This window comes from Comamonas trifloxystrobinivorans (assembly GCF_043359985.1).
Taxonomy (GTDB): Bacteria; Pseudomonadota; Gammaproteobacteria; order Burkholderiales; family Burkholderiaceae_C; genus Comamonas; species Comamonas trifloxystrobinivorans.
Genome location: NZ_JBHZGV010000012.1, coordinates 25568 through 51707, shown reverse-complemented (window position 1 = coordinate 51707; position 26140 = coordinate 25568). Strand labels below are relative to the sequence as shown.

Here is a 26140-nt window from a genome sequence, read left to right as displayed (position 1 = left end):
GCTACTGCGCAACGGGAGTGCGCGAAGGTCAGGGTCGGTAGTCGGGCGAGACCAGCGCGTCGCCGATCTTCACGCCCTCCTTGGTTTCCAGAATCAGCGCGTAGGACACCTTGTCGAAGGTGCGGAACACCATGGCCAAGCCATTGGGTTCGTTGGGCAGCTTGATCACGGACTTGCCAGGGTCGGTCTTGTCCAGTATGCGGGCGCCACGGGTCATCAGGCGGAAGACATGGCCCAATTCCACCCCATCGGCTTGGCCGCGGTTGATCGAGATCACATTGTTGCGCGATGCGTAAGCCACCGAGTTGCTGCCGTAGATGGATACGACGCTGGCTTGCAGGCTTTCGTCGGGTGCATGCGGCACGTAGCTGGCCACGTTGAGCACGGGCAGCGGCAGCAGGCGGTCGCCCACGCGGATTTCTTCCTTGACCGACACCACTTCCAGGGTGGCTGGCACCGGATCGGTGTGCGCCTTGCCCTTGATGTCGAGCGTGGTTTCCTTGCGCTCGCCAGCGACCAGCTGTACCTTGCCCAGGTACTGGGCTTCGTAGCCGAGGATGTTGCCCGTCTCCGGGTCTTTCAGCGGCACCGCGTTGCGGAAGACGCGGTAGAACCGGCGCTCGTCGCCCATCTCCAGGGTCTGGTCATCGGCCGAGCGGCCGTAGATGCGGTCGCCCGTGGTGATCAGCTGGCGATCTGGCTGGGCCAGGCCCACCAGACGCGGCGCTTTGTCGCTTTCGCCGGCGGCCAGCACTTCGGGCTCCACCAGGAAGGCCTCGATCAGGCGCTGGTTGACAGCGGGCAGCGCCGAGCCAGACAGGCTTTCGCTGCGCACGCGCGGCGAGATGCGCACCACTTCTTCCTCGCCATTGCGAGAGGTGACCAGGCGGGCAAAGCCGTCCTTGCGCTCCAGGTACAGGGTTTGGCCAGGGTAGATCAGGTGCGGGTTGGCAATGCTTTTCAGGTTCATGCCCCACAGCTCAGGCCAGCGCCAGGGCTGCTTGAGGAACATGCGCGAGATGTCCCACAGCGTGTCGCCGCGTTTGACCACGTAGGTGTCGGGCGCATTGGCTGCCAGATCGCCCTCGGGGATGCCTTGCGACGCTACTTTCTGGGCGGTGCTGCGCTGCTGCGCCGTAACCGGCAGCTGCGACGCAGGCGTGGCCGCGAAACTGGTGATACAGACCGAGGCCAGAGCGGCCGCGATGGCGGTGTTGCGCAGTGGTTTGGACAGTGGCTTGGATGCTGGCATTGCCTTGTGACTCCCTCACAGACACTGGTGGGCGGTGGCCGCCGACCAGCTTTCAATCGTTTGTAATTCCCTCTGATTCTCGGGCCAAGCCCTTGATCGATCAATGATTATTGCAAGCCGGGCAGGCATTGGCGAGCAAAAGTGGCGAAAATAACGACATTCACAGATCAAATCTATGCCAATTCTGCCGATTCTTTGCTATCCCGATCCCCGTTTGCACAAGGTGGCCAAGCCTGTGGCAGCGGTGGACGACCGTATCCGCACGCTCACGCAAGACATGCTGGCGACCATGTACGACGCCAATGGCATCGGCCTGGCGGCCACGCAGATCGATGTGCACGAGCGCGTCATCGTCATCGACGTGTCCGAAGAGCGCGACCAGCCCATGGTCATCATCAATCCCGAAATCCTCTGGGCCAGCGACGAGAAGCAGCTGGGCGAGGAGGGCTGCCTGTCCGTGCCCGGCATTTACGACGGCGTGGAGCGCTCGGTAGCCGTCAAGGTGCGCGCGCTCAATGAAAAAGGCGAAAGCCGCGAGATTGACGCTGAAGGCCTGCTCGCCATCTGCATCCAGCACGAGATGGACCACCTGATGGGCAAGGTATTTGTCGAATACCTTTCGCCGCTCAAGCGCAACCGCATCAAGACCAAGCTGGTCAAGCAGCACAAGCGCGATCTGGCAGACGCCAAGGCTTGATATGCCACAAATGCCATCGTCACTTTTGCACCACATGCGCCGCGGCGCAGCGGGTATGGCGGTGGCTGCCTGCCTGGTTTTGGCGGGTTGCGCCTATCCGTCGCAGTTCAAGCCGGGCGCCTCTGCTGCAGCCGTGCAGGCCAAGCTGGGCGCGCCCTATAGCGTGTTGAAGCTCGACGATGGCGGCGAGCGCTGGCTTTACTCCACACAGCCCATGGGGCGCGAGGCTTTCCAGCTGCGCTTTGCCGCCGACGGCCAATTGCAATCGAACACGCAGGTGCTGACGGCCGATAACTTTGGCGCCATTCGCAATGGCCAGTACACCGAGCGCCAACTGCTGCAAGATTTTGGCCCGCCGGCCGAAGTCACCCAGGTGGCGAGTTTCCAGGGCCGCGTGTTTACCTACCGCTTTTGGGACAATAACATCAAGCGTTTTGCGCATGTGCACGTCGATCCGCAAGGCGTGGTGCAACGCCTGATGTTCATGGACGAGCCCCTGCCCGAACCGCGCGCCAAGGATTGATGCAAGGCGAGGCTGCCCACCTGGTACGGGCAGAGAGCGCCTGACGGCCCGGCGGCAACGCCCGGGCGAAAGAGTAGCAACGACATGAAAGTAGTATTTGCCGGCACGCCGGACTTTGCCCGCGTGGCATTGGAGCGGCTGCTGGCCGCAGGTTTTGAGGTGCCGCTGGTGCTCACCCAGCCCGACCGTCCGGCCGGCCGGGGCATGAAGCTGCAGGCTTCGCCCGTCAAACAATGCGCGCAAGCCCATGGCATTGTCGTCAGCCAGCCGCACAGCTTGCGCCTGGATGGAAAATACCCCGAGGAAGCCGCCGCTGCGCGCGAAGCCTTGCTGGCCGTGCAGCCCGATGTGATGGTGGTGGCCGCTTACGGCTTGATCCTGCCGCAATGGGTGCTGGACTTGCCCGCCAAGGGTTGCCTCAACATCCACGCCAGCCTGCTGCCGCGCTGGCGCGGCGCGGCGCCCATCCACCGGGCCATCGAGGCGGGTGATGCGCAAACCGGCGTCACCATCATGCAGATGGACATTGGCCTGGACACGGGCGACATGTGCCTGATCGAGCGCCTGCCCATTACCGCCACCGACACCACGGCCAGCCTGCACGACAAGCTGGCCGAGCTGGGCGGCCGCATGGTGGTGGAGGCGCTGGAGCTGAGCGCTTGCGGCGGCCTGAGCCGCACGCCGCAGCCTGCCGAGGGCGTAACTTATGCGCACAAAATCGAAAAAGCCGAAAGCACGGTGAACTGGGCCGACAGCGCCGAGCAGATCGACCGCCGCATTCGCGCCTTCAACCCTTTCCCGGCCGCTTCCACCCGCATCGGCGATGAAGTGGTCAAACTCTGGGTAGCGCAAATCGACAGCGCTGCGCGCGCCGCAGATGCACAGCCCGGCCAGATTTTGTCTGCCACAGATGCAGGCGTGGTGGTGGCTTGCGGTGAAGGCGCGCTGCGTATTACCGAGCTGCAGCGCCCAGGCGGCAAACGCCTGGCAGCTGCTGATTTTCTGCGTGGTCACGCCTTGCAGGCGGGCCAGATTTTGGGCGAATCCAGCCATCCACCGGCGGCTGCATGACCCTGCAGCAACTCCAGCGCGCCATGCAGCACCCGAGCTTTCGCGCCGGGGTGGTCGACATGTCGGGCACCTCGGTCGGCATTGCCGCCTGGGCGCTGGTCACCGGCGTTGCCATGGTCAAGGCCGGTATCTCGGTGCCGATTGCCATCTTCACCTCGTTGACGGTGTACGCCGGCAGCGCGCAATTGGCGGTTTTGCCCTTGCTGGCCGCGGGTGCGCCTTTGTGGGTGATCTGGTTCACCGCAGCCTGCGTCAACCTGCGCTTTGTCATCTTGTCGAGCATGTGGCGCAGCTACTTTGCCCACCTGCCGCTGTGGCACCGCTTGTGCATTGGCTTCTTCAGTGGCGATGTGATCTTTGTCGCCTTCATGCGCCGCTACACCGCGCCGGTGCCCAAGCCGCAGCAGGTGTACTACTTTTGGGGCGCATCGATCACCAACTTTCTGGTCTGGCAGGGCTTCTCCATTGCCGGCATTTTGATGGCCAACGTCGTGCCGCTTGAATGGGGCCTGGGCTTTGCCGGCGTGCTGGCTTTGCTGGGCGTGCTGTACTCGATGCTGATGGACCGCGCCACCAAGGTGGCTGCGCTGGTGGCGGCATCGGCTGCAGTGGCTGCTTTTGCCCTGCCGCTCAAACTCAATATCCTGGTGGCCATTGCCTGCGCCGTCACGATCGGTTTGCTGATCGAGGCGGTAGACCAGCGCGGCCGCAAACCCAAGATTGTGGTGGTGGCCAAAAGCCAGCCGCTGCCTTCGCCCGGCCCGGAGCAGCCTGATGATGGCACCAGTGCCGTGCCGGTGCGCGAGGAGCACGTGCGATGAGCGCCGACGATTGGGAGCTGCTGTACCAGGTGACAGCGGTGCTGGGCCTGATGCTGATCACCATCATCACGCGCGGATTTTTCATGGCACCCAAAGAAGAGTTGCCGCTGCCCGACTGGCTCAAGCGCGGCCTCAAATATGCGCCCCTGGCGGCGTTGACGGCCGTGCTTGCGCCCGAGGTGTTCATGAGCCAAGGCCATGTGATCACCACCTTGCTCGATGCGCGCTTGCCGGCCGTCGTCTGCGCCACCATCTACTACTTCAAGAAACGCGGCATTCTGGGCACCATCGTGGTCGGCATGGCGGTCTACCTGCCGCTGCATATTGGCCTGGGTTGGTAGTTTGCTATAAAAATAAAAGCGATTGATGCTTGTCTGTCAACGCTTTTATTGGTGTTTCTTGCAGAGTTTTTGCGCCTGCCAGACAGCGCAGAACGGCGCTTCCTGCCTGGGGCAAAAGCCCGCCCCTACAATGGCGCCACCGCGGGCTGCGAGCAGCGCCACGCACCGGTTTTTTGACTCTGTCCTTACTGCAAACCCATGAACATCCTCCGCTTCTCCGATCTCTGCGCCCAAGGCAAGGTGCAAGGCCAACGTGTCTTTATCCGCTCGGACCTGAACGTGCCGCTCAATGACCCAGGCGAGATCACCGAAGACACCCGCGTGCGCGCCTCGGTGCCCGCCATCGAAATGGCCTTGAAGGCCGGCGCTGCCGTGATGGTGACCAGCCACCTGGGCCGCCCCACCGAAGGCGAATTCAAGCCCGAAGACTCGCTGGCCCCGGTGGCCAAGCGCATGGGCGAGCTGCTGGGCCGCGAAGTGCCGCTGGTGGCCAACTGGGTCGACGGCGTGAGCGTGCAGCCCGGCCAGGTCGTGCTGCTGGAGAATTGCCGCGTCAACAAGGGCGAGAAAAAGAACAACGCCGAGCTGGCGCAGAAAATGGCCCAGCTGTGCGACATCTACGTGAACGATGCTTTTGGCACGGCCCACCGCGCCGAAGGCACCACCTACGGCATCGCTGAATATGCCAAGGTGGCTTGCGCCGGCCCGCTGCTGTCGGCCGAGATCGACGCCATCAGCAAGGCGCTGGCCGCTCCGGCTCGCCCGCTGGCGGCCATTGTGGCGGGCTCCAAGGTCTCGACCAAGCTCACCATCTTGCAAAGCCTGGCCAAGAATGTCGACCAGCTCATCGTCGGCGGCGGCATTGCCAACACCTTCATGCTGGCTGCGGGCCTGAAGATCGGCAAGTCGCTGGCCGAGCCCGATCTGGTGGGCGAAGCCAAGGCCGTGATCGAAGCCATGGCCGCGCGCGGCGCCAATGTGCCTATTCCCAGCGATGTGGTCGTGGCCAAAACCTTTGCCGCTGATGCGCCAGCTACGGTGAAAAAAGCCACCGAAGTGGCCGATGACGACATGATTCTGGACATCGGCCCCGAAACCGCCGCTTTGCTGGCCGCCCAGCTCAAGAAGGCGGGCACCATCGTCTGGAACGGCCCGGTCGGCGTGTTCGAGTTCGACCAGTTCGCCAACGGCACCAAAACCATTGCAGCGGCCATTGCCGAATCGCCCGCATTCAGCATTGCTGGCGGCGGCGATACGCTCGCTGCCATCGCCAAATACGGTATCGAAGACAAGGTGGGCTATATTTCCACCGGTGGCGGCGCTTTCCTCGAAGTGCTGGAAGGCAAAACCCTGCCGGCTTTCGAGATTTTGGAAAAGCGCGCCAACGGCTGAAGCCGACCGATAGAGGGCGGAGGGTGGCGCCAAGCCAACGCCAAAGTGTGAGCAAAAACAACAAAATGCGGTGTTGTGCTCGCGCTTTGGATCGTTTTTCTTGTCTTAGCGCTACGACCTCTACAACAATGGACGCAAGCTTGGGCGGGGATGGGCCTGCCCACAATCCAATTCCGAGGAGGGAAAACATGGCATTGCAAAAGACCATAGGAGCTGCAGCGCTGGCTGGCGCTGTGCTCGCATTGACAGGCTGCGCCGTCGTTGACGCACCGGTTCCATACGGCGCCAACTTCACGCAGCCCACGCAAATGAAAGTGCGTGCGGCTGGCCATTGGGATCTGATGGCCAACGACGTGGTGGCAGAAACCATGGCTACGCTCGAGCGCAATGGCCTGAGTGCCAAGACGCCGCTGTACGTGGCCTTGCCGCAAAACGCGAGCGCCTTTGATGCCGTGTTCCACGACCTGGTCGTGACCAAGCTGGTGCAAAACGGCGCCTCCGTCTACAACACGCCCGGCCAGCAGCTGGAGCTGAGCTACGACGCCAAGGTGGTGCACCACAACCTGCAGCACTACGGTGCCTGGAACGCCGATGGCAACGCCTACGGCCGCACCGGCTACTACGGCTTTGGCGCCACGATCGGCGATGCCGATTACCTGCCTGCCACTGCCGCTGGCGCACCTGCGTACTCCGAAGTGCTGCTGACCTCGACCGTGCTGCGCCAAGGCCAGTACGTGGCCCGCAAGTCCAACGTGTACTACGTGGACAACGCCACCGTCGGCCAGTTCGCCAAGAGCGAGGCGTATCGCGCCGTCAACCTGAAGGTGGTGAACAAATGATGATGCGCCTCACCTCTATTGCTGCGCTCGCGTCGCTGGCCGCTGTGACGGGCTGTACCACCCTCAATGGCCCCGAGCAACCGGTGACCACCGTGCGCACCGAACCCACCTACCAGTCGGCCGACGCCAACAATTTCCTGGCCAGCAGCCAGGACGCCATCAACAAGCTGACCGCTGCCGTGTCGCCCCAGGCAACCGGTACCGGCCCGGTGCTGGTGGCTACGGTGGTCAACGTCAACAACACGGCGTCCTCGTCGCCACTGGGTCGCACGCTCTCCGAGATTTACGCCAACCAGATGGTGGCCCGTGGTTTCCACGTCAAGGAAGTCAAGCTGCGCACCGACATCTATGTGCGCGAAGGCACGGGCGAGCTGATGCTCTCGCGTGAGATGCGCGACATCGCCCGCAGCCAGAACGCCTCGATGGTGGTGGTGGGCACCTTCTCGCCAGCAGCCAACTTCACTTACGTCAGCCTCAAGCTGGTGCGCACCGAAGACAGCCGCATTTTGGCTGGTTACGATTACGCGCTGCCCAACGACCGCGATGTGAGCCGTCTGGTCAACGCCTCGCGCTAAGCCACGCTGCCAAGCCCCCAGGGCGCTGCGCCCTGCCAAGCACTACCTTTGGGTAGTGCTTTTCTTTTGGCCGCTGCCGCCGTGCTGCGCCCAATGGATAGCCCTTGTTTGACAGCGCCATTCAGGCAATGGGACAATCGCGCCGCCCTCCTGGCGCGGACCTCGATCCAGTCGGCCAGCGTGTTTCCCCAACCCGCTGCTGGCTTCAGGTGTTCCAGTCCCGATCTCCGCGCCTTTTTGCTCTTGCAGCTGTCTTTGCCAACCCGGTTGGTGTCTTTGCTTCGAACCTGGCGCTGCGCAACTTTGCGCATGCCGTGCGTTCGCTCGCGCTCTCCCTTTTTTACTTTTGTTCGGAGTCTCGTATGACTATTCGTCTGTCCAAGGCCGCCATGGTGCTGGCCATGGCTTTCTTTGCCACGCTCGTTGCCTTTGGCAATATCACCGATTACGCCACCAACTTTGCCTTTGTCCACCATGTGTTTCTGATGGACACCACCTTCCCGGGCAACGGCATCATGTACCGCGCCATCGAGACCGAGTGGGTGCACCACGCGGGCTATATCGGCATCATCACGCTGGAGACGCTCACCGCCATTCTGTGCTGGGTAGGCGGCTGCAAACTGTTGGCAGCGCGCCGGGCGGGTAATGCGGAATTCCGTGCCGTCAAATCTTGGGCGATTGCTGGCTTGACGCTTGGTTTCCTGACCTGGCAGGTGGCCTTCATGTCGGTGGGCGGCGAATGGTTTGGCATGTGGATGTCCAAACAATGGAACGGCGTGCCCGATGCCTTCCGCTTCTTCATCACCTTGTTGCTGGTGCTGGTCTACCTGACGATGGACAACGACGGCACCGAAGCGCGCAGCAGCACGGCCAGCCGCTGAGTTAGCGTGGGCGCGGGCTCAGGCCCGTTTGCTGGGCCAGAGCACTGATGCGATGGCCAGCATCATCAGCGCCACGGCTGTCCAATCCTGCCAGTGCAGCACCTCGCCCAGCCACCAGGCACCGCTGAAAACGCCCAGCACGGGGATCAGCATCACGCTCAGGGTGGAGGCGAGCGGCGGCAGGGTGCGCACCAGAAAAAACCAGGCCACCTGCGCAAAGCCGATCACCAAGATGGCGTTGAAGGCGATTGCGCCCCAGGCGGCAGCGTTGGGTACGTGCCATTGCGGCCGCTCCAATGCGGTGGTCAGCACGGCCAGGCACACGGCTGTTTCCACCGTCATCCAGAAAGCCAAGGTCAGCGTGGGTGCGGGGATCTGGATGCGGCGCATCAGCTGCGTGCCCAGCGCCCAGCTGGCGGCGGCCAGCAGCATCAACGCCACGCCGGTGGGCTTGCCGCCGAGCTTGTCCATCTCGTTCCACAGCAGCAGCAACACGCCGCTGGCGGCAGCTGCCACACCGGCCCATGCGCGAGCCGGCAAGCGGTCGCTGAAGAAAATGGCGCCTATCGCTGCTGAAAAAATAGGCATGGTATAGCCCAGAATCGCCGCCCGCCCGCTGGGCAGCAGGGGAAGGGCCACGATGATCAGCGCATTCCATAGCACCATGTTCACAAAGCCCAACAGCAGCAACCGGCCCCAGTAGCGGCGCTCCAGCCTGAAAGGAATTTTCCGCGCCAGCAGCACGGCGGCCAGAATCGGCACGCTCAGCAGCATGGCGCTGGCGCGGAAAGCCAGCGGCGGAAAGTTCTGCACCCCCAGCTTCATGACCGGCCAGTTCAAGCCCCACACCAAGGTCAGCAGCGTCAGGGTGATCAGTTGTTGGCGTGACAGGGTGGGCATGGGCTGCGATGGTAGCGGTAACCGGCCGGCGCCGCAGTCCGCTGCGCGAAAGCGCAGCCGCAGGCAAGGCCCATGGCGGGCGAGGCTGACGCCAAACTTTTACAATGGCGGCCATGCTTTTTATCGACCAGCTGCGCGCTGCAGCCACCCAAAACAACTCCCTGCTGTGCGTGGGCCTGGATCCGGAGCCCAGCCGCTTCCCGGGCGCCATGCAAGGTGACGCCAGCAAAATCTACGATTTCTGCGCCGCCATCGTCGATGCCACGCACGACCTGGTCAACAGCTTCAAGCCGCAGATCGCCTACTTTGCCGCCCACCGTGCCGAAGACCAGCTGGAGAAGCTCATGACCCACATGCGCCGCGTGGCGCCGCAGGTGCCGGTGATCCTGGATGCCAAGCGCGGTGACATCGGCTCCACCGCCGAGCAGTACGCCAAAGAGGCTTTCGAGCGCTACGGTGCCGATGCCGTCACTTTGTCGCCCTTCATGGGTTTTGACTCGATCACGCCTTACCTCAAGTACCACGGCAAAGGCGCTTTTCTGCTGTGCCGCACCTCCAACCCCGGCGGCGACGACTTGCAGGCTCAGCGCATGGCCGATCTGCCCGGCAACCCGCATTTGTTCGAGCATGTGGCCCGCCTGGCCCAAGGCCCTTGGAACACCAATGGCCAGCTCGGCCTGGTGGTGGGCGCAACGCGCCCACACGAGATTGAGCGGGTGCGCGCCGTGGCGCCCACCTTGCCACTGCTGATTCCGGGCGTGGGTGCGCAGGGCGGTGATGCCGTGGCAACCGTCAAGGCAGCGCGCATCGGCGGCGGCCCCATCGTCATCAACTCCTCGCGCGCCATTCTGTATGCGTCGTCGGGCGCGGACTTTGCCCAGGCCGCCCGCGCTGCCGCCGTGCAAACGCGAGATGTTCTGAACGCTGCCGCGCAGGCGTAAAGCAGCGTACCAGCGCACTCCTGACACGGGCTGGCGGCCCCGTGTCGTGCCAAAGTCGCTATGCTGGCGTGGTGCAAAGCATCGCCACCGGGCACATTGCCCAGGCGATGTTTCAGGAGCAATACATGCTGGTTCAAAAATTGCGTTTGCAGCGCGGCTGGTCTCAACAACAGCTGGCCGATCTGAGTGGCTTGAGTGTGCGCACCATCCAGCGCATCGAGCAGGGCAAAGAGGCCACGGTGGAATCCTGGAAGTCGTTGGCGTCCGTCTTTGAGGTGGACTTTCAGCAACTACGCGGAGTTCCTGCCATGCCCTCCAACGATTCTTTTGAGCCCAGCCCGGCGGCGGTGTCAGCACCCGCCGCTTCACTCCCAGACTCTGCCCTCTCCGCCGCGCCCGCTGCCAGCGACCAGCAGCGCCAGCAGGAAGAGTGGCTGGCCATGCGCCACGTGCGCAAACTGCGCCGCTTTTACCGACAGCTGGCCTTGTATGCCTTGATCATCAGCTTGCTGGCCATCATCAATGCTTCCACGCAGCGCCACTACTGGTGGTTTGTCTGGCCTGCCTTGGGCTGGGGCCTGGGCTTGCTGATGCAGGCCAACGCACTGTTTGACTGGTTCCCCTGGCTGGGGGCTGACTGGGAGCGCAAACAGGTGGAAAAGCGCTTGAACCGGCCTTTGTAGCGTTACGCCGCAGCTGACACTGGCTTAGCCAGTGCCCGCAGCTTGCTTTTGCGTGTTCAGCGCTTGCGGGCGGCCAGCTTGCCGCCCCAGATCACCACCACCAGCGCCAGTACCACCAGCGCAGCGCCGGCCCATTGCCAGGGCGCTACGGTTTCGCCCAGCGCCAGCATGCCGGTGGTCAAACCGATCACCGGCACGCACAGGCTGAAAGGCGCCACGCGGTTGGCTGAGTAGCGCTGGATCAGCTTGGTCCACAGGCCGTAGCCCAGCGTGGTGGCTACCCAGCCCAGGTAGGCGATCGATGCCCAGGCCAGCCACGGAATCTGCTGCCAGGTGCTGGCGTGCAACCATTGCTCCACGCCGCCGTCGAACCAGGCACTCAGCGCGATGAAGGGCACGATCGGCATCAGGCTGCTCCAGGTGATGAAGGCCACCGGGTCGTAACCGGCGTTTTCCTTTTGCGCCAGGCGCACCACCACGTTCGAACAGGCCCACGAGGTGGCTGCACACACCACCAGCAACAAGCCGAGCAGGCTGGTGCCGCCAGTGCCGTTGCTGCGCAGCTCGTTGATCAGCAGGCAACCGAGGCCCAGAGCCGCAATGCCCATGCCGGCCACCAGCGGGCGGCCCGGCTTCTCGCGCAGCAAAATCCAGGTCCAGACGGCTGTTAAAAACACCTGGGTCTGCAAGATCACGCTGGCGAGCGATGCCGTCATGCCCACCTTGAGCGCGGTGAACAAAAAGCCGAACTGGCCCACGCCTTGCAGCAGGCCAAAGAGCACTACCCAACGCCAGTGCACCTTGGGCGGCTTGATAAAAAGCACCAGCGGAAAAGCCGCGCAGATATAGCGCATGGCGCCCAGCTGGAAAGGCGTGAGGCTGCGCAGGCCCCATTTCATGATGACGAAGTTCACGCCCCAGACCACGACCACTACCAGGGCAAGCAGCAAATCGGTGGAGCGAAACGGTAAAGACGAGGAGGCTGAAGACGGCGAGGGCGCAGGCGAAGAAGGCATGGGCGGCTTGTTGTTATGTGGTTTTTTGTCTTTTTTGCCAGTGTAAAAGCAAGCACAGCGCCTTGCTGGCGCTGCGGTATTGCTATGAAATTACTGCCTAATTGCTGGTTTGTTTTGCAGCGGGCAAGCGTTGGGGCGACAAGGCCTGCGCGTCTACGCCCTGGGCGAGCAAGCGCTCATCGAGCGGCTCGCGCAGCGCCAGGTTGCATGCCAGCAGCGAATAGCCGAACGCGCTCTGGATACCGTAGCCGCCTTGCGCTGCCACCCACAGAAACTGCGGCGCCTGCGCGTCCCAGCCAATCACCAGTTCGCCATCGGCCACAAAGCTGCGCAAGCCAGCCCAGGTGTGTTTGGGGCGGCGAATATCGAACTGCGTCACCTGCATGATGCGGTCGATACCGATGGCGATATCCAGCTCTTCGGGCTGCACATCGTGCGGCGTGGTGGCGTCGGCGTTGGCGGGCGAGCCCAGCAGTTGGCCGGCATCGGGCTTGAAGTACCACTGCTCGTCGATATCGATCACCGCAGGCCAGCTGTGCGCGTCCATGCCCTCGGGCACGGCAAAGGTAAAGGCGCTGCGGCGCTTGGGCGTGAGCCCGATGCTTTGCGCGCCAGCCAGTTGGCCCATCACGTCCGCCCAGGCGCCAGCGGCGTTAACGATATGGCGGGCTTGTGCGCTGCGTCCATCAGCTAATTGCACGGCCCAGGTCTGCGCCGCGGCATCCCACTGCAGCGCTTGCACATTGGCGTCGGTCCACAACTGGCCGCCGCGCTGGCGCAGGCCGCGCAAAAAGCCTTGATGCAGGCTGTGCACGTCGATATCGCGGGCGCCATCGTCGGTAAAACCGGCCACCAGCACCTCAGTATTCAGCGCCGGCAACAAGGCCTGGAGCGCTGGCGTATCCAGCCAGCGAGCCTGGGGCGAATGCTGGAGCACGTTCTGGTACTCGGCCTGCAACTGCGGCAGGCGCTCGGCGCTTGCCACATACAACACGCCGCGCGGGCTGACCAGGGCGTGGTCAGCAAAATCGGCGGGCGGCTGCTCGTAAAAAGCGCGGCTGGCGCGGGTCAGCGCTTGCACCTGGGCGGGGCCGTAATGTTCTTCAAACAAGGCGGCCGAGCGGCCGGTGGTGTGGTAGCCGGGCTGCGATTCACGCTCCAGCACCAGCACGCTGGCTTGGCTGGCCAATTGCCAGGCGGTGGAGCTGCCGGCCATGCCGGCGCCGATCACGACAAAATCCCAGACCGCAGGAGCCGTCTGGGCAGGGGAACTGTTGTTGCTATTCATGCCTCGCATGGTACTGTTTGCAACAGTCCTTTGACGCCACTAAGACAAGGAGCAGCCATGGCATTGCACTCTCTCCCACCGCTTTCCACGCGCCCACTGCGTCCACTGGCCTTGGCCGCAGCCGCGTGCCTGGCCGCCAGCGCCTGGGCCCAGCCCGCCAGCCCCAAGACCGAGGTGCTGGCCGAAGGCCTGGCCAACCCTTGGGCGATTGCGCCTTTGCCCGACCAGCGCTTTGTGCTGAGCGAACGCCCTGGCAAATTGTGGCTGCTGGACGCCAAGGGCCAGAAGCAGGCCGAACTGCAAGGCGTACCACCGGTGGCCTATGGCGGCCAGGGCGGCTTGCTCGATGTGGTGGCCGACAGCCAGTTTGCAGCCAACCGCCGCATCTACTTTTGCTACAGCGAACCTGGTGCGGACAAAGACACCAACAGCACCGCGCTGGCCACGGCGCGCATCGCCGCCAACGAGCGCCAGTTGGAAGAGCTGAAAGTGCTGTTCAGCCAGCGCCCCAAGGTCAAAAGCAGCGCCCACTTTGGTTGCCGCATCGCGGAGGCCAAAGACGGCAGCCTTTTCTTGAGCCTGGGCGACCGCTACTCGCAACGCCACGACGCGCAAACCCTGGACAACCACCATGGCAAGCTGGTGCGCATTGCCAAAGACGGCAGCGTGCCCAAGGACAACCCGCTGGTAGGCAAAGCCGGCGCTTTGCCCGAGATTTACAGCTGGGGCCACCGCAACAGCCAGGGCCTGACTTTGGGCCCGGACGGCGCCATCTGGATGCACGAGCACGGCCCGCAAGGCGGCGACGAGGTAAACCGCCCGCAACCGGGCAAAAACTACGGCTGGCCTGTCATCACTTATGGCGAGGAATACGGCGGCGGCAAGATCGGCGAAGGCACGCAAAAAGCCGGCATGGAACAGCCCTTGCACTACTGGGTGCCGAGCATTGCGCCGTCGGGCATGGCTTTTGTCACCACCGATCGCTACGGCGCCGCCTGGAAAGGCAGTTTGCTGGTGGGCGGCCTCAAGTCGCGCAGCCTGTCGCGCCTCACGGTCAAAGACGGGCGCATCACCGGCGAGCAGCGCTTGTTGGCCGACTTGGGCGAGCGCATCCGCGATGTGCGCCAAGCCCCGGATGGCGTGGTGTACCTGCTGACTGATGGCCCCAATGGCAAGCTGCTGCGCTTGCTGCCCAGCAATGGTGGTTGAAGCTACGCCGCTGGCGCTGGCAGGTTCATGCCAGCGGCGGCCTATGGTTTATGCCAGTTGGATCTTGAAGCCGAGATGGCTGCCCACAAAGCCCAGCTTTTGGTAAAAGCGCTGCGCATCGGTGCGTGACTGGTCGGTGGTCAGCTGCACCACATCGCAACCGCGTGCTTTGAACTCGGCCAGCGCCCAGGCAAACATCTGCTGGCCAGCGCCGCTGCCGCGCAGGCTGGATGCAATGCGCACCGCTTCAATCTGGCCGCGCCAGGCGCCCTTGTGCGAGAGCCCGGGGATGAACGACATTTGCAAAGTCCCCACCACTTGCCCCGCTTGCTCGGCCACGACCAGGCGCTGGTTGGCATCGGCCGCAATGGCTTCGAAAGCGCTCACATAGCGGCTGTCTGGCGGGTCGCTCAGCACTTCGCGCTCACGCCCGAGGCGGTCGTCGGCCAGCAAGGCAATGATGGCGGGCAGATCCGCCAGGGTGGCGGTGCGAAAACTCAGAGTCATGGATGCTGAAGATTCAAGAGGTGGCTAAATACGGCGCCAAATACCGCCCGGTATGGCTTTCCGGGTGCGCGGCCACTTGCTCGGGCGTGCCTTGCGCTACTACCTGGCCGCCGCCTGCGCCGCCTTCGGGGCCCATGTCGATCACCCAGTCGGCGGTTTTGATGACGTCGAGGTTGTGCTCAATCACCACAATCGTGTTGCCCGCGTCGCGCAGCTGGTGCAGCACCTTCAGCAGCAGATCGATATCGGCAAAGTGCAGGCCGGTGGTGGGCTCGTCCAGAATGTAGAGCGTGCGGCCGGTGTCGCGTTTGCTCAGCTCTTGCGCGAGCTTGACGCGCTGTGCCTCGCCGCCCGACAAGGTGGTGGCGCTCTGGCCCAGGCGGATGTACGACAGGCCTACGTCCAGCAAGGTTTGCAGCTTGCGCGCAATGGTCGGCACGTCCTTGAAAAAGGCGTGCGCGTCCTCCACCGTCATGTCCAGAATCTGCGCAATGTTCTGGCCCTTCCACTGCACTTGCAGTGTTTCGCGGTTGTAGCGCTGGCCGTGGCACACGTCGCAAGGTACGTAAACGTCGGGCAAAAAGTGCATTTCCACCTTCACCATGCCGTCGCCCTGGCAGGCTTCGCAGCGGCCGCCGGCCACGTTGAAGCTGAAGCGTCCCGGCCCGTAACCGCGCTCTTTGGCGGTATTGGTTTCGGCCATCAGCTCGCGGATGGGCGTGAATAGGCCGGTGTAGGTGGCCGGGTTGCTGCGCGGCGTGCGGCCGATCGGGCTTTGGTCGACGTTGATGACCTTGTCGAAATAATCCAGCCCTTCGATCTCTTCGTAAGGCGATATATCGGCCTGCGCGCGGTTGATTTTTTGCGCCGCCGCCGCGTACAAAGTGTCGTTGACGAGTGTTGATTTGCCCGAGCCGGAAACCCCGGTGACGCAGGTGAACAGGCCCACCGGGAAGTCCACCGTCACATCGTGCAGGTTGTGGCCGCTGGCGCCGATGACGCGCAGGGTTTGCACTTTGCGCGGGTCGATATGCTGGCCGTCAAAAGCGCTGACGGCTGCAGTGGCCGCACTGGCCGTGTTGGGCGCGCTGGCGGTCAGCTTTTTGCCGCCCTTCTTTTTGTCCAGCGACGCTTGCACGGTCGGGAAATGCGATTCGGCTTTCTCGCCAGCGGGCTTGCCCACGGGCGCGCCCACCGTATCGGCCAGCACCGGCAGCCAAGGTGTGCGGTGTGCTGGAACGGCGATGGATTTTTTGCCGCTCAAATACTGGCCGGTGAGCGATTGCGGGCTGGCGCAAATGGCCGCGTAATCGCCTTGTGCCATGACCTGGCCGCCGTGCACGCCAGCGCCCGGGCCCATGTCGATGATCTGGTCGGCCGCGCGCATCATGTCTTCGTCGTGCTCCACCACGATCACGCTGTTGCCGATATCGCGCAGGTGCTGCAAGGTAGCGATCAGGCGGTCGTTGTCGCGCTGGTGCAGGCCGATGGAAGGCTCATCCAGCACATACATCACGCCCGTCAGGCCGCTGCCGATTTGCGATGCCAGGCGAATGCGCTGAGCCTCACCGCCCGACAGGGTTTCGGCGCTGCGGTCCAGGCTCAGGTAGGTCAGGCCTACGTCGTTCAAGAACTGCAGGCGGGTGCGGATTTCGTGAATCACGCGCGCCGCAATATCGGCCTTGGCGCCGCTTAGGGTAACGTGGCTGAACCAGTCGTAGGCTTCGCTCAGCGTGACGTGGCTGATGTCCTGAATAGCGCGGGCTTCGTCGCCATCGCCCACGCGCACAAAGCGCGCTTCGCGGCGCAGGCGGGCGCCGTGGCAATCGGGGCAGGGCTGCACGCTTTGGTAGCGGGCCAGCTCGTCGCGCACGATGCTCGAATCGGTCTCGCGGTAGCGCCGTGCCATGTTCGGCAAAATGCCTTCGAACGGGTGCTTTTTGGTGACCATCTTGCCAGCGTTCTCGCCGCTGGCCAGCTCGTACTTGAAGGCAATTTCTTCGTCGCCCGATCCGTACAGCACCACCTGGCGCACGTTGTCCGGCAGCGCTTCAAACGGCTGCTCGATATCGAACTTGTAGTGCCGGCCCAGGCTCTCGAGCATGGCAAAGTAGTAGCCGTTGCGGCGGTCCCAGCCTTTGATGGCGCCGCTCGCCAAGCTCAGCGTGGGGAAGGCCACCACGCGCTCCACATCGAACACCTCGTGCACGCCCAGGCCGTCGCAAGACGGGCAGGCGCCGTGCGGCGAGTTGAACGAAAACAGGCGCGGCTCCAGCTCAGCGAGGGCGTAGCTGCAAATCGGGCAGGAGAATTTGCTGCTGAACAGGTGCTCCTTGCCGGTATCCATCTCGACCGCCAGCACGCGGCCATTGCCTTCGTTGCCGCCCACGCGCAGTGCGGCCTCAATGCTCTCGGCCAGGCGCTGCTGCAGATCGGGGCGGATCTTGACGCGGTCGATCACCACGTCGATATCGTGCTTCTCGTTCTTGGCTAGCGGTGGCAGCGCCTCGTGCTCCAGCATCTGGCCGTCGACGCGAAAACGCACATAGCCCAGCGCCTGCATCTGCGCAAACAGCTCGACAAATTCGCCTTTTTTGCCGCGTGCCACCGGGGCCAGCACCATCAGCTTGGTCTCGGCGGGCAGCGCCAAAATCGCATCCACCATCTGGCTCACGGTCTGCGCGGTCAGCGGCAGGTTGTGGTCGGGGCAGAACGGCGTGCCGGCGCGGGCGTAGAGCAGGCGCAGGTAATCGTGGATCTCGGTCACCGTGCCCACGGTGGAGCGCGGGTTGTGACTGGTGGCTTTTTGCTCGATGCTGATGGCCGGCGACAGGCCTTCGATCAGATCGACATCGGGCTTGTCCAGCCGGCCCAGAAACTGGCGCGCATAGGCCGACAGACTCTCCACATAGCGGCGCTGGCCCTCGGCATACAAGGTATCGAACGCCAGGCTGGATTTGCCCGAACCCGACAGCCCGGTGATCACCACCAGCTGGTGGCGCGGAATGTCCAGATCGATGTTCTTGAGGTTGTGCGTGCGCGCCCCGCGGATCGCAATACGGCTGTGCGCCAGCCGGGCGCCCAGGTAGCGGCTGTCGTCCTGCTCGCCAGCGGGCTCGTTGAGCTCGGCGCGCAAGTCGATGGCGGCAGAAGAGGCTGAAGCGTTGCGTGGTGGCATGGGCGGCGGCAAAAACCAAAACCCCTCATGATAGCCAGAGTGCCCGAATTGCGCGTGGTGTTGCCACTATCGCGGCATGCAGATTGCGGATAAAGCGAGTGAGTGCGGTGGGATTTGCCGCCTGCATCCAGCAGTGAAAAGCCAGAAATGGAAGGCCATGCAAGCCTGGGTAGCTATGCTTTTTGCTAGCAGCGGCAGCAGGGCTGGAACCCCGGCGGCAGCAAGGCTTGTGGCAGCGCCCTACACTGGCGGGCTGCAACCCTGGCTGCCAGCCTGCTCGCGCAGGCGGCCCGCACGGCGCTGTCAGCCGGTTTCAGCTTTTTCTGCCCACCCACTTCTGCCTTTTTCTCCCTTGTCTCGTTCCAGCCGTTCCTCCTCTTCTGCCACTGCCATGCTGCCGCAAGAGCGCCGCTCCAGCGTCGGTCTGGCGCTGATCTTTGCGCTGCGCATGCTGGGGCTGTTTCTGGTCTTGCCCGTGTTTGCGCTGGAGGCGCGCAAATACCCCGGTGGCGACGATCCGGCCCTGGTCGGCCTGGCCATGGGCATTTACGGGCTGACGCAGGCGCTGTGCCAGCTGCCGCTGGGCATGGCCTCGGACCGCTGGGGGCGCAAAAAAGTCATCGTGGCGGGCCTGCTGGTGTTTGCGGCCGGCAGCTTGCTCGCTGCCATGGCGGGCAATCTGCACACGCTGCTGATCGGGCGCGCACTGCAAGGCGCGGGCGCCGTCTCGGCCGCCGTTACCGCCTTGCTGGCCGACCAGACCCGCGATGCCGTGCGCACCAAAGCCATGGCCTTGGTCGGCGCCAGCATCGGGCTGATGTTTGCGCTGGCGCTGGTGATCAGCCCGCTGCTGGTGGTGCACATCGGTTTGTCGGGGCTGTTTCTGCTGACTTGCGGCTTGGCGCTGGGCGGTATTGCCGTGGTGCTGTGGGTGGTGCCGGCCGAAACGGCTGCGCACAACGAAGGCCCGCGTGGCAGCCTGCGCGACGTGTTTCAGCACGCCGATCTGCTGCGCCTGAACGCCGGCGTCTTTGTGCTGCATACCGTGCAAATGGCCATGTGGGTGGCAGTGCCGGCCATGCTGGTGGCTGCTGGTTTGCCCAAGGCCGAGCACTGGCACATCTACCTGCCAGCGGTGCTGCTGTCGTTTCTGGCCATGGGCTGGTTGTTTGCGCTGGAGCGCAAAGGCCGCTTGCGCTTTGCCTTGCTGGGCTCGATCGGCCTGGTGCTGGTGGTGCAAGTGGGCCTGGGCATGCTGTCCGCCAGCGGTGCCATCCCGACCATCTGGTGCATTGCCTTGCTGATGTTCCTGTTCTTCTGCGGCTTCAACGCGCTGGAAGCCAGCCAACCCAGCCTGGTGTCGCGCATGGCGCCTGCGCCGCTGCGCGGTGCAGCGCTGGGCTGCTACAACACCTTGCAGTCTTTGGGCCTGTTTGCCGGCGGTGCGCTGGGCGGTGCCATCGACAAATGGGCGGGCACCACAGGTCTGTTCACTTGCACCGCTGTTCTGGTGCTGCTGTGGCTGGCGCTGACCTGGAAACTCCAGCCGATAGGGCGCCACGCGGGCGCTGGCGCAGCGCACTGAGGCAGCTTGTTGCTGTGCTGGCAGCTGCGCAAGTAAGCGCTGGCACAGCAATGCAAAATAAGTTCAAGCCGAGTAGTGGTTTGGCCTGAGAAGCAGACAAAAGTCCCGCAGCTTTGGGTTAGGATACGATCCTGTTTTTTCAGCAGTGATGGGCGCTTGATGGCCGCAGTGCCAGCCAGGCTGCCAACGCATAGTAGGCGCCCATTTTTCATAGGACATACGCGCAACATGGCATCCGTCAACAAAGTCATCATCGTCGGCAATCTCGGCCGCGATCCTGAAATCCGCACCTTCCCCAGTGGCGACCAGGTGGCCAACGTCACCATCGCCACCACCGACCGCTGGCGCGACAAAAACACCGGCGAAAACAAGGAAGCCACCGAGTGGCACCGCGTGGTCTTCAACGGCCGCCTGGCCGAAATCGTAGGCCAGTACCTGCGCAAGGGCAGCCAGGTGTATGTGGAAGGCAGCCTGCGCACCCGCAAGTGGACCGACCAGGCCAGCGGCCAAGAGCGCTATGCCACCGAAATCCGAGCCGACACCATGCAAATGCTGGGCAGCCGCCAAGGCCAGGGCGGCGGCCAAGGCGGTGGTTATGACGACGGCGGCTACGGCGACAGCGGTTACGGCGACCAAGGTGGCAATCAAGGCGGCTACCAGGGTGGTAACCAAGGTGGCTACCAACAGCGCCGCGCTCCCGCGCCAGCGCCCCAAATGGCACCGCGCCAGGCAGCGCCCGCCCCAGTGCAGCGCCCAGCCCCCGCACCCATGCCCGCCCCGGCCCCCCGTGCAGCCTCGGGCTTTGACGATATGGACGACGATATTCCGTTCTAACCGGCACGTCTCTCTGCCAGGCCCATAAAAAAGACCCGCTGCACCCAAGTGCTGCGGGTCTTTTTACTGGGCGGGCAAGGCTTTACGACAACTCTGCTTGTTGTTTGCGGGTCCAGCGGATGACCACCTGGGTCAGGGTCTTTTCTGACAGGCTCAGATAGTCTTCCAACTCGGCCGCCGCAGCCTGGCGCTCACCTTTGCGCAGCAAGTGGGCAATCTTGCGCTCTTTGTCGATCCAGTCCATGGTTTGGATGTTTTCTTCGCGGTCCTCGCAAGAGAAGACCAGGCGCAACTGTGCGCAAAGCGTCAGAAAAAAGTCATCGAGCAACTCGCTGCCGATCAGCGATACCAGCAACTGGTGGAACTGCAGGCTGAGCGTGCCGACCTTGCGCCAGTTGCCAGCGGCATGGGCTTTCTCGGCCGACTCGGTGACAGTCTGCATGCGCTCCAGCACGGCTGCGCTCAGCGGTGTACCGCCCAACACGGCTTGCATTTCCAGTGCTCGCCGTGCCACGTAGATCTCCCGAAGATCCTTGCGCTGCATGGTGCGCACCATCACCCCTTTGTTGCGCACAAAGGTGGCCAGGCCTTCTCTGCCCAGTTGGTGCAAGACTTCTCTGATGCTGTTGCGCGAAGCGCCGTATTGCACGCACAGGTCCATCTCCACCAAGGGCTGACCCGGCGGGCGTTTGCCTTCCAAAATGTCGTCGCGGATCTCTCGATGGATGCGGTCAATGACCGAAACCTTCTCGTTTGCAGGTGGCATGTCTCCTCCAGGTCGCCAAATGATTTACTGCGCTTGCCAATGCACTTGTTGTGGTTGCATGCCGTGGTGTCCCTGGTAGTCGGCAACGGGTGGCGAGCTCCAGGATTGCAGCAGCGCAGCGTCGACATCATAGATTTCCACGCCCAGGGGGCGGCAGACATCGATGGGGTCGCGCGCATCTTCTCCCCACATCGGGATGGACAGATCGCCGCCCGGGCAGGTTGAGAGTGCGCACAAGAGGTCGATTTCAGCAAAGAACTCCAAAAAATCGCCTTTTTGCGCCGGGCAGGCCTTCATGAAGTATTCGTCGGAATCATTCAAGCCCGTGACCTGGAAGACGTTCAGCACGTCGTGCACATCCAGCTCGTTGAGGCCATAGGGAATGACCGCCCGCGTCAGATTGGAGTGGCAGTGAAAGTGGAACTCCTCGCCTGACAACAGCTTGTTGACATAGGGATCGCAGCGCGTGCCCAGCAGGTCGTGAACCCGGCCGCCGTCGCCATCGATGCCGTAGTGGGCCAGCGTGTCGTGCGTGATGGTAGCCATGGGACGCAGATAGGGCAGGTTGGACCACAACCGGTCATAGGTGGTGACATGGGCTGCTTGCAATTGGCGGGTGCGCGAGGCCCACATGCGCTCGCGCGGGTTGTGCAGGTTCCACATGTTGAAGTCCGCCACTTGCGGGCCTTCGAGGGTGGTGATGCGAAAGACCTGTCCGGCCTTTACCTGCCAGGCAAAGCCGCTGCGGATCGGTACCACGTGGCTTTGCACCGGCTGGCTGGCACCAACGGCTTGGGCGATTTGTGCATAGAAGTCCTGGTTCACGGCCAGTTGGGGGGCCATGCTTTTTTGATAGGCGGCGGGATAGTTGGACATGGTGTTGGGCTCCTTGGGTTGAATTACGTTGTTCAACAATTATTCTATAAAATTTTCTCTTTGGCGTCTTGGGTCTCCTGCAGATGACAAAAGGATGTTCATAAATTTCTGTTGAAAAACAATCAATTTATCTTGTTTTTCGAAAAAATAAACAGCTCTATCTAGGGAAAGTCCTATGGTGCATTGAGCTGATATGACAAAAAATTCATTTCAATTGTTGAACAATTGATTTGTGGAAATCAGCTTCAACTACCTTTGTTTTTCGAAAATGTGTTGAACAATCATGGGGGTCACATGCACTGCAAATTCCATTTCAAACAAGCCCTGGGCGCGGTAAGCATTGCCTTGGCGGGGCTGGCGGGGGCTCAGGCCCAAACCATCAAGGCGGGAGTGTTGTCCGTTGGCTCGGATCTGACTTATCCGCCCTACGCGTTCATGGAGAAGGGGCAGCCAGCGGGCTTTGATGTGGATTTCTCCTACCTGCTCGCCAAACACGCGTCACTCAAGCCGGAGTTCCTCGATACCCGGTTTGCCGACCTGGTGTTGGGGCTGCGTGCCAAGCGCTTCGATGCGGTGGCGTCCGCCCTGTTTGTGACGCCTGAGCGCGCCAAACTGGTGGACTACGTGCCCTACCTCAAAACCGGCTCGTCGCTCTTGGTCTTGGAGGGCAGTACCTATGCCCCGGCACAGATTGCAGACTTGTGTGGCAAGCGCCTGGCCACCATCAAGGGCGCATCCTGGACGCCCAAGCTCAACAAGTTCTCGGCAGAAAACTGCAAGCCGAAAAACGCGGGCGACATCAAGATTCTGGAATTTCCCACCACCCCGGAAGCGTTGATGGCGCTGAAGTCGAAAGCGGCCGATCTGCTGATGGAAGACGCCGCCGTAGCCCATGGCTTGGCCGCACGCAAGGACAGCGGCCTCAAAGTGAGCTCGACCGAAGTCATCTACCCCATGGTCATTGGTGTGGGTTTGCACAAAGACGCGTCGGAGCTGAAGGGCCTGCTGAGCAAGGCGCTCGATGGCGCCAAGGCCAGTGGTGAGTACCAAGCCTTGCTCAGCAAGTACGGTTTGGAAGCTCCGTCCGAGAGCGATGTTCGTGATGCGCTGGCGGGAACCGCCAAATAAACCGGTAGCCAGACATGCAGTTTGATTGGAAGTACGCCTTCAGTCTGTTTGCCGATCGTGATTTTTGGCAGGCGGTGTGGGTGGTGGTGCAGCTGAGTGTGCTGACCTGGTTGCTCAGCGTTGCTGCAGGCTTTGTGCTGGCCTTGGCCAAGCAGTCCGACAAGCCCTTGTTTCGCAAAGCAGCGGGGCTCTATATCTGGTTTTTCAGAAGCTTGCCCTTGTTGGTGCTGCTGGTGTTTGTCTACAACTTGCCCCAGATTTTCCCGGCCTCGGCGAGCGTCTTGTCGAACCCTTTCTATGCCGGTCTGGTGGCCTTGGTGGTGAGTGAGACCGCCTTTATTGCCGAGATACACCGGGGTGGCTTGATCGGGGTGAATAAGGGGCAGATTGAGGCAGGGCGTGCGCTGGGGATTCGGTATGCGGGCATCCAGCGCTTGATCGTGGTGCCACAGGCTTTGCGCATTGCGTTGCCCACCTTGAGCAATGAGTTCATCACCATCGTCAAGCTGACCTCGCTGGTATCGGTGATTTCTCTGGCCGAGATTTTGCTGGTCGGACAGCGGCTCTATACGCAGAACTTTCTGGTGTTCGAGACCATGCTGGCCGTGGCCGTGTATTACGTGCTGATTGTCACCTTCTTCGACAAGATGCTGGCCTGGCTGGAGTCGCACATGAATATTTTGCGACGTGCTCCCAAGCCGGTGAATGCCGACGAGATCCGCATCGACGAAGCCTGCCTGGGGCAGAGCCGCCCGCAGCGCCAGGGCCATGGCGCCCCCGCTTTGGAAGCCAGCGGGATCCGCAAGCTGTATGGCAGTCACGAAGTGCTCAAGGGCATCGATCTGCAGATTCAGGCTGGCGAGGTGGTCTCCATCATCGGGCCATCGGGTTCAGGCAAGACCTCGCTGATTCGTACGCTCAATGGTCTGGAGGCGTTGAACGGCGGACAGATCAAGTTGGCCGGTCAGCCTTTTCTGCAAGCTGTCAGCAGCGGCAAACAACAGGAGCCAGGCCCGCTGATCTTGGAGATTGGCATGGTGTTCCAGAGCTTCAATCTTTTCCCGCACAAGACCGTGCTGCAGAACGTGATGCTGGCGCCGCAATACCACGGCCGTGGCAATAAGCAGGTGTTGGAGCAAGAGGCGCTGGGTTTGCTGAAGAAAGTGGGGATGCTCGCCCATGTCAACAAGTACCCGCACCAGCTCTCAGGCGGGCAGCAGCAACGGGTAGCCATTGCGCGGGCACTGGCCATGCATCCATCGATCATGTTGTTCGATGAGCCCACCTCGGCGCTGGATCCGGAGCTGGTCAACGAGGTGTTGAAGGTGGTTGAGGGCTTGGCGCAAGAGGGCATGACGATGCTCATCGTCACCCATGAGATGAACTTTGCGTTCAACGTCTCGGACCGAATCCTGTTCATGGATGCAGGCTCGGTGCTCCAAGAGGGCACGCCCGCCGAAATCAAAGCCAGCGATGACAAACGCATTCAGGAGTTCTTGCACCATGTCCATGTCCTTTGATCGGCCAGAGTGCAGCACCGAGCAGCTGCGCAGCTGCTCAGAAATGTTGGACGCGTTTGCGAGCGATGCTTCTCTGGCCTTCACTCGCTTGCGGGTAGAGGATGCTTGCGCCGAAGCGCGTGCAGTCGACGCCTTGCGTGCCCGTGGCGCCATGTCTTTGCCATTGCAGGGCCAGGTATTTGGTGTCAAAGCCTGTTTTGACGTGCAAGGTTGGGTCAACCATGCGGGCTCGAAGGTGTTGGCAGACAGTGCTGCCGCAACCGCAGATGCGCCCTTGGTGGCCAGGCTGCGCGAGGCTGGTGCGGTCTTACTGGGGCATAACAATATGACCGAGTTCGCCTACGGCGCGTTAGGGCAGAACAGCACCTATGGCACGCCGCTGTGCACCACGCTGGCAGACCAGGCTCGGGTCTCGGGGGGCTCATCCAGCGGTGGAGCGGTTGCCGTGTCACGAGGCATGCAGACCTTTGCCTTGGGCAGCGACACCAGTGGCTCGGTGCGTATTCCTGCGGCATTTTGCGGTGTGGTGGGTTTCAAGCCCAGCAAACACCGCTATGCGGATGGGGGAATGCAGAAGCTGTCCACCAGCTTTGACGTGCCGGGATTCATCGCCAGAGACGTCGCCACCTGCATTCAGCTGGACAAAGTGGCTGCTCTGCCCTTGCCTCAGCGGGCGGCAGAGCAATGCCAAACGCCTCTGTTGCTGGTGCCGGCACACATGCTGGAGCTGCTTGACGAGAAAGTGCGAAGCGCGTTTGAACAGGTGATGGCGTATCTGCAGCAAAGCGGGTACACCGTCGAAGTGCGTGAGCTGAAAAGCTGGCAGCGTGCGCCCGGTGTGGCTCGCACCGGTGGAATCATCGCCGCAGAGGCCTTTGTTGCGCATCAGGCCTGTTTGCAGACTTCGCTAGCTGCTTACGACCCCAAAGTGGGGCCGCGGATTTTGGCAGGCCAGCAGGTGCTGGCCGCCCACTACCTGAGCGCTTGCCAAGAGCTGGAGCAACTGCGCAACGCGTTCACGGCTGAGCTCGGAGACGCGGCCTTGGTCTTGTCCCCCACCGTGCCCATGCCGCCGCCAACGGTGCAAGAGCTGGAAGACCTGGAGCGCTACCTCGCACTGAACGCACGATCGTTTGCGTTGACCGAGCCTGCCAATCGGCTGGATTTGCCCAGCATCAGCTTGCCTCTGCCCGAGCCATTTGCCTGGATGGGCATTTTGTTGACAGGCCAGAACCAGGCCGATGAACAACTGCTGGCATGGGCTCTGCAGCTGGAGTCGCAGCTCAAGACCATTGCTATTTCTAACACTTGAAAGGA

Annotated in this window: 25 protein-coding genes; 17 read left to right on the top strand and 8 right to left on the bottom strand. The window is 62.5% G+C overall.

What is annotated here, in order from left to right; all coding sequences use genetic code 11:
- Positions 1-28: 28 nt before the first annotated feature.
- Positions 29-1252, bottom strand: coding sequence for a LysM peptidoglycan-binding domain-containing protein (locus ACFIQF_RS15715; RefSeq protein ID WP_393944276.1), 1224 nt, complete (start codon positions 1250-1252; stop codon positions 29-31).
- A gap of 175 nt (positions 1253-1427) precedes the next feature.
- Here ACFIQF_RS15715 and def point away from each other — a divergent pair, with 175 nt between their 5' ends.
- The 9 genes from def (at position 1428) to ACFIQF_RS15670 (ending at position 8392) form a co-directional block, all read left to right on the top strand.
- Complete coding sequence (def, locus tag ACFIQF_RS15710; protein WP_393944275.1) at positions 1428-1949, top strand: peptide deformylase; 522 nt, start codon at positions 1428-1430, stop codon at positions 1947-1949.
- A 10-nt stretch (positions 1950-1959) separates the two neighbouring features.
- A complete protein-coding gene (locus ACFIQF_RS15705; protein WP_393944274.1) occupies positions 1960-2472 on the top strand; it encodes a hypothetical protein in 513 nt (170 codons plus the stop codon).
- A gap of 84 nt (positions 2473-2556) precedes the next feature.
- Complete coding sequence (gene fmt, locus ACFIQF_RS15700) at positions 2557-3543, top strand: methionyl-tRNA formyltransferase (protein ID WP_393944273.1); 987 nt, start codon at positions 2557-2559, stop codon at positions 3541-3543.
- The gene (locus tag ACFIQF_RS15695) at positions 3540-4364 is read left to right on the top strand and encodes an AzlC family ABC transporter permease (protein ID WP_393944272.1); all 825 of its coding nucleotides are present in this window, start codon (positions 3540-3542) and stop codon (positions 4362-4364) included. The genes fmt and ACFIQF_RS15695 overlap by 4 nt, the downstream gene beginning before the upstream one ends.
- Positions 4361-4705: an AzlD domain-containing protein gene (locus tag ACFIQF_RS15690; RefSeq protein ID WP_393944270.1), complete on the top strand. Its 345-nt coding sequence runs from the start codon at positions 4361-4363 to the stop codon at positions 4703-4705. Before ACFIQF_RS15695 ends, ACFIQF_RS15690 begins: the two co-directional genes overlap by 4 nt.
- Before the next feature lie 198 nt (positions 4706-4903).
- Positions 4904-6097 carry a phosphoglycerate kinase gene (locus tag ACFIQF_RS15685; RefSeq protein ID WP_393944268.1) on the top strand — a complete coding sequence of 398 codons (1194 nt, stop codon included), beginning with the start codon at positions 4904-4906 and terminating at the stop codon, positions 6095-6097.
- A 188-nt stretch (positions 6098-6285) separates the two neighbouring features.
- A complete protein-coding gene (locus ACFIQF_RS15680; RefSeq protein ID WP_393944266.1) occupies positions 6286-6936 on the top strand; it encodes a hypothetical protein in 651 nt (216 codons plus the stop codon).
- The gene (locus ACFIQF_RS15675) at positions 6933-7511 is read left to right on the top strand and encodes a FlgO family outer membrane protein (protein ID WP_393944264.1); all 579 of its coding nucleotides are present in this window, start codon (positions 6933-6935) and stop codon (positions 7509-7511) included. The genes ACFIQF_RS15680 and ACFIQF_RS15675 overlap by 4 nt, the downstream gene beginning before the upstream one ends.
- Before the next feature lie 362 nt (positions 7512-7873).
- A complete protein-coding gene (locus ACFIQF_RS15670; protein ID WP_393944262.1) occupies positions 7874-8392 on the top strand; it encodes a DUF2165 family protein in 519 nt (172 codons plus the stop codon).
- 18 nt (positions 8393-8410) lie between these two features.
- On the opposite strand, the gene ACFIQF_RS15665 is transcribed toward ACFIQF_RS15670, so the two are convergent.
- On the bottom strand, positions 8411-9292 hold the full coding sequence (locus ACFIQF_RS15665) for a DMT family transporter (RefSeq protein WP_393944260.1): 882 nt from the start codon (positions 9290-9292) through the stop codon (positions 8411-8413).
- Between the two features lie 113 nt (positions 9293-9405).
- Between ACFIQF_RS15665 and pyrF the strand changes: the two genes are divergently transcribed.
- The gene (gene pyrF / locus ACFIQF_RS15660) at positions 9406-10233 is read left to right on the top strand and encodes an orotidine-5'-phosphate decarboxylase (RefSeq protein WP_393944258.1); all 828 of its coding nucleotides are present in this window, start codon (positions 9406-9408) and stop codon (positions 10231-10233) included.
- Positions 10234-10358: 125 nt separating this feature from the next.
- Complete coding sequence (locus tag ACFIQF_RS15655) at positions 10359-10916, top strand: 2TM domain-containing protein (RefSeq protein WP_393944256.1); 558 nt, start codon at positions 10359-10361, stop codon at positions 10914-10916.
- A 56-nt stretch (positions 10917-10972) separates the two neighbouring features.
- Here ACFIQF_RS15655 and ACFIQF_RS15650 read toward each other — a convergent pair whose 3' ends face one another.
- A complete protein-coding gene (locus tag ACFIQF_RS15650) occupies positions 10973-11932 on the bottom strand; it encodes an EamA family transporter (RefSeq protein WP_393944254.1) in 960 nt (319 codons plus the stop codon).
- Between the two features lie 97 nt (positions 11933-12029).
- The gene (locus ACFIQF_RS15645) at positions 12030-13220 is read right to left on the bottom strand and encodes an NAD(P)/FAD-dependent oxidoreductase (protein WP_393944252.1); all 1191 of its coding nucleotides are present in this window, start codon (positions 13218-13220) and stop codon (positions 12030-12032) included.
- Between the two features lie 57 nt (positions 13221-13277).
- Between ACFIQF_RS15645 and ACFIQF_RS15640 the strand changes: the two genes are divergently transcribed.
- Positions 13278-14429 carry a PQQ-dependent sugar dehydrogenase gene (locus ACFIQF_RS15640; RefSeq protein WP_393944250.1) on the top strand — a complete coding sequence of 384 codons (1152 nt, stop codon included), beginning with the start codon at positions 13278-13280 and terminating at the stop codon, positions 14427-14429.
- A 48-nt stretch (positions 14430-14477) separates the two neighbouring features.
- Here the strand turns inward: ACFIQF_RS15640 and ACFIQF_RS15635 are convergent, their stop codons facing one another.
- Together ACFIQF_RS15635 and uvrA are read right to left on the bottom strand one after the other, a co-directional pair.
- Positions 14478-14936: a GNAT family N-acetyltransferase gene (locus ACFIQF_RS15635; protein WP_393944249.1), complete on the bottom strand. Its 459-nt coding sequence runs from the start codon at positions 14934-14936 to the stop codon at positions 14478-14480.
- 13 nt (positions 14937-14949) lie between these two features.
- Positions 14950-18114 (bottom strand): excinuclease ABC subunit UvrA, encoded by a 3165-nt coding sequence (uvrA, locus tag ACFIQF_RS15630; RefSeq protein WP_393944247.1) that lies wholly within the window; start codon positions 18112-18114, stop codon positions 14950-14952.
- Positions 18115-18505: 391 nt separating this feature from the next.
- Here uvrA and ACFIQF_RS15625 point away from each other — a divergent pair, with 391 nt between their 5' ends.
- Positions 18506-19699: an MFS transporter gene (locus ACFIQF_RS15625; RefSeq protein WP_393944542.1), complete on the top strand. Its 1194-nt coding sequence runs from the start codon at positions 18506-18508 to the stop codon at positions 19697-19699.
- A gap of 228 nt (positions 19700-19927) precedes the next feature.
- Complete coding sequence (gene ssb / locus ACFIQF_RS15620) at positions 19928-20533, top strand: single-stranded DNA-binding protein (RefSeq protein ID WP_393944246.1); 606 nt, start codon at positions 19928-19930, stop codon at positions 20531-20533.
- Positions 20534-20615: 82 nt separating this feature from the next.
- Here the strand turns inward: ssb and ACFIQF_RS15615 are convergent, their stop codons facing one another.
- Positions 20616-21299: a GntR family transcriptional regulator gene (locus tag ACFIQF_RS15615; protein ID WP_393944244.1), complete on the bottom strand. Its 684-nt coding sequence runs from the start codon at positions 21297-21299 to the stop codon at positions 20616-20618.
- 24 nt (positions 21300-21323) lie between these two features.
- The gene (locus tag ACFIQF_RS15610; RefSeq protein ID WP_393944243.1) at positions 21324-22175 is read right to left on the bottom strand and encodes an urea carboxylase-associated family protein; all 852 of its coding nucleotides are present in this window, start codon (positions 22173-22175) and stop codon (positions 21324-21326) included.
- A 294-nt stretch (positions 22176-22469) separates the two neighbouring features.
- Here ACFIQF_RS15610 and ACFIQF_RS15605 point away from each other — a divergent pair, with 294 nt between their 5' ends.
- From ACFIQF_RS15605 to ACFIQF_RS15595, 3 genes are read left to right on the top strand one after another with little or no spacing between them, the layout of a single operon-like run.
- Positions 22470-23303, top strand: a complete 834-nt coding sequence (locus ACFIQF_RS15605) for an ABC transporter substrate-binding protein (protein ID WP_393944241.1) — start codon at positions 22470-22472, stop codon at positions 23301-23303.
- A gap of 14 nt (positions 23304-23317) precedes the next feature.
- Entirely contained in the window at positions 23318-24823 is a 1506-nt protein-coding gene (locus tag ACFIQF_RS15600; protein ID WP_393944240.1) for an amino acid ABC transporter permease/ATP-binding protein, read from the top strand.
- Entirely contained in the window at positions 24807-26135 is a 1329-nt protein-coding gene (locus ACFIQF_RS15595) for an amidase family protein (protein WP_393944238.1), read from the top strand. Before ACFIQF_RS15600 ends, ACFIQF_RS15595 begins: the two co-directional genes overlap by 17 nt.
- The last annotated feature ends 5 nt before the right edge of the window (positions 26136-26140 follow it).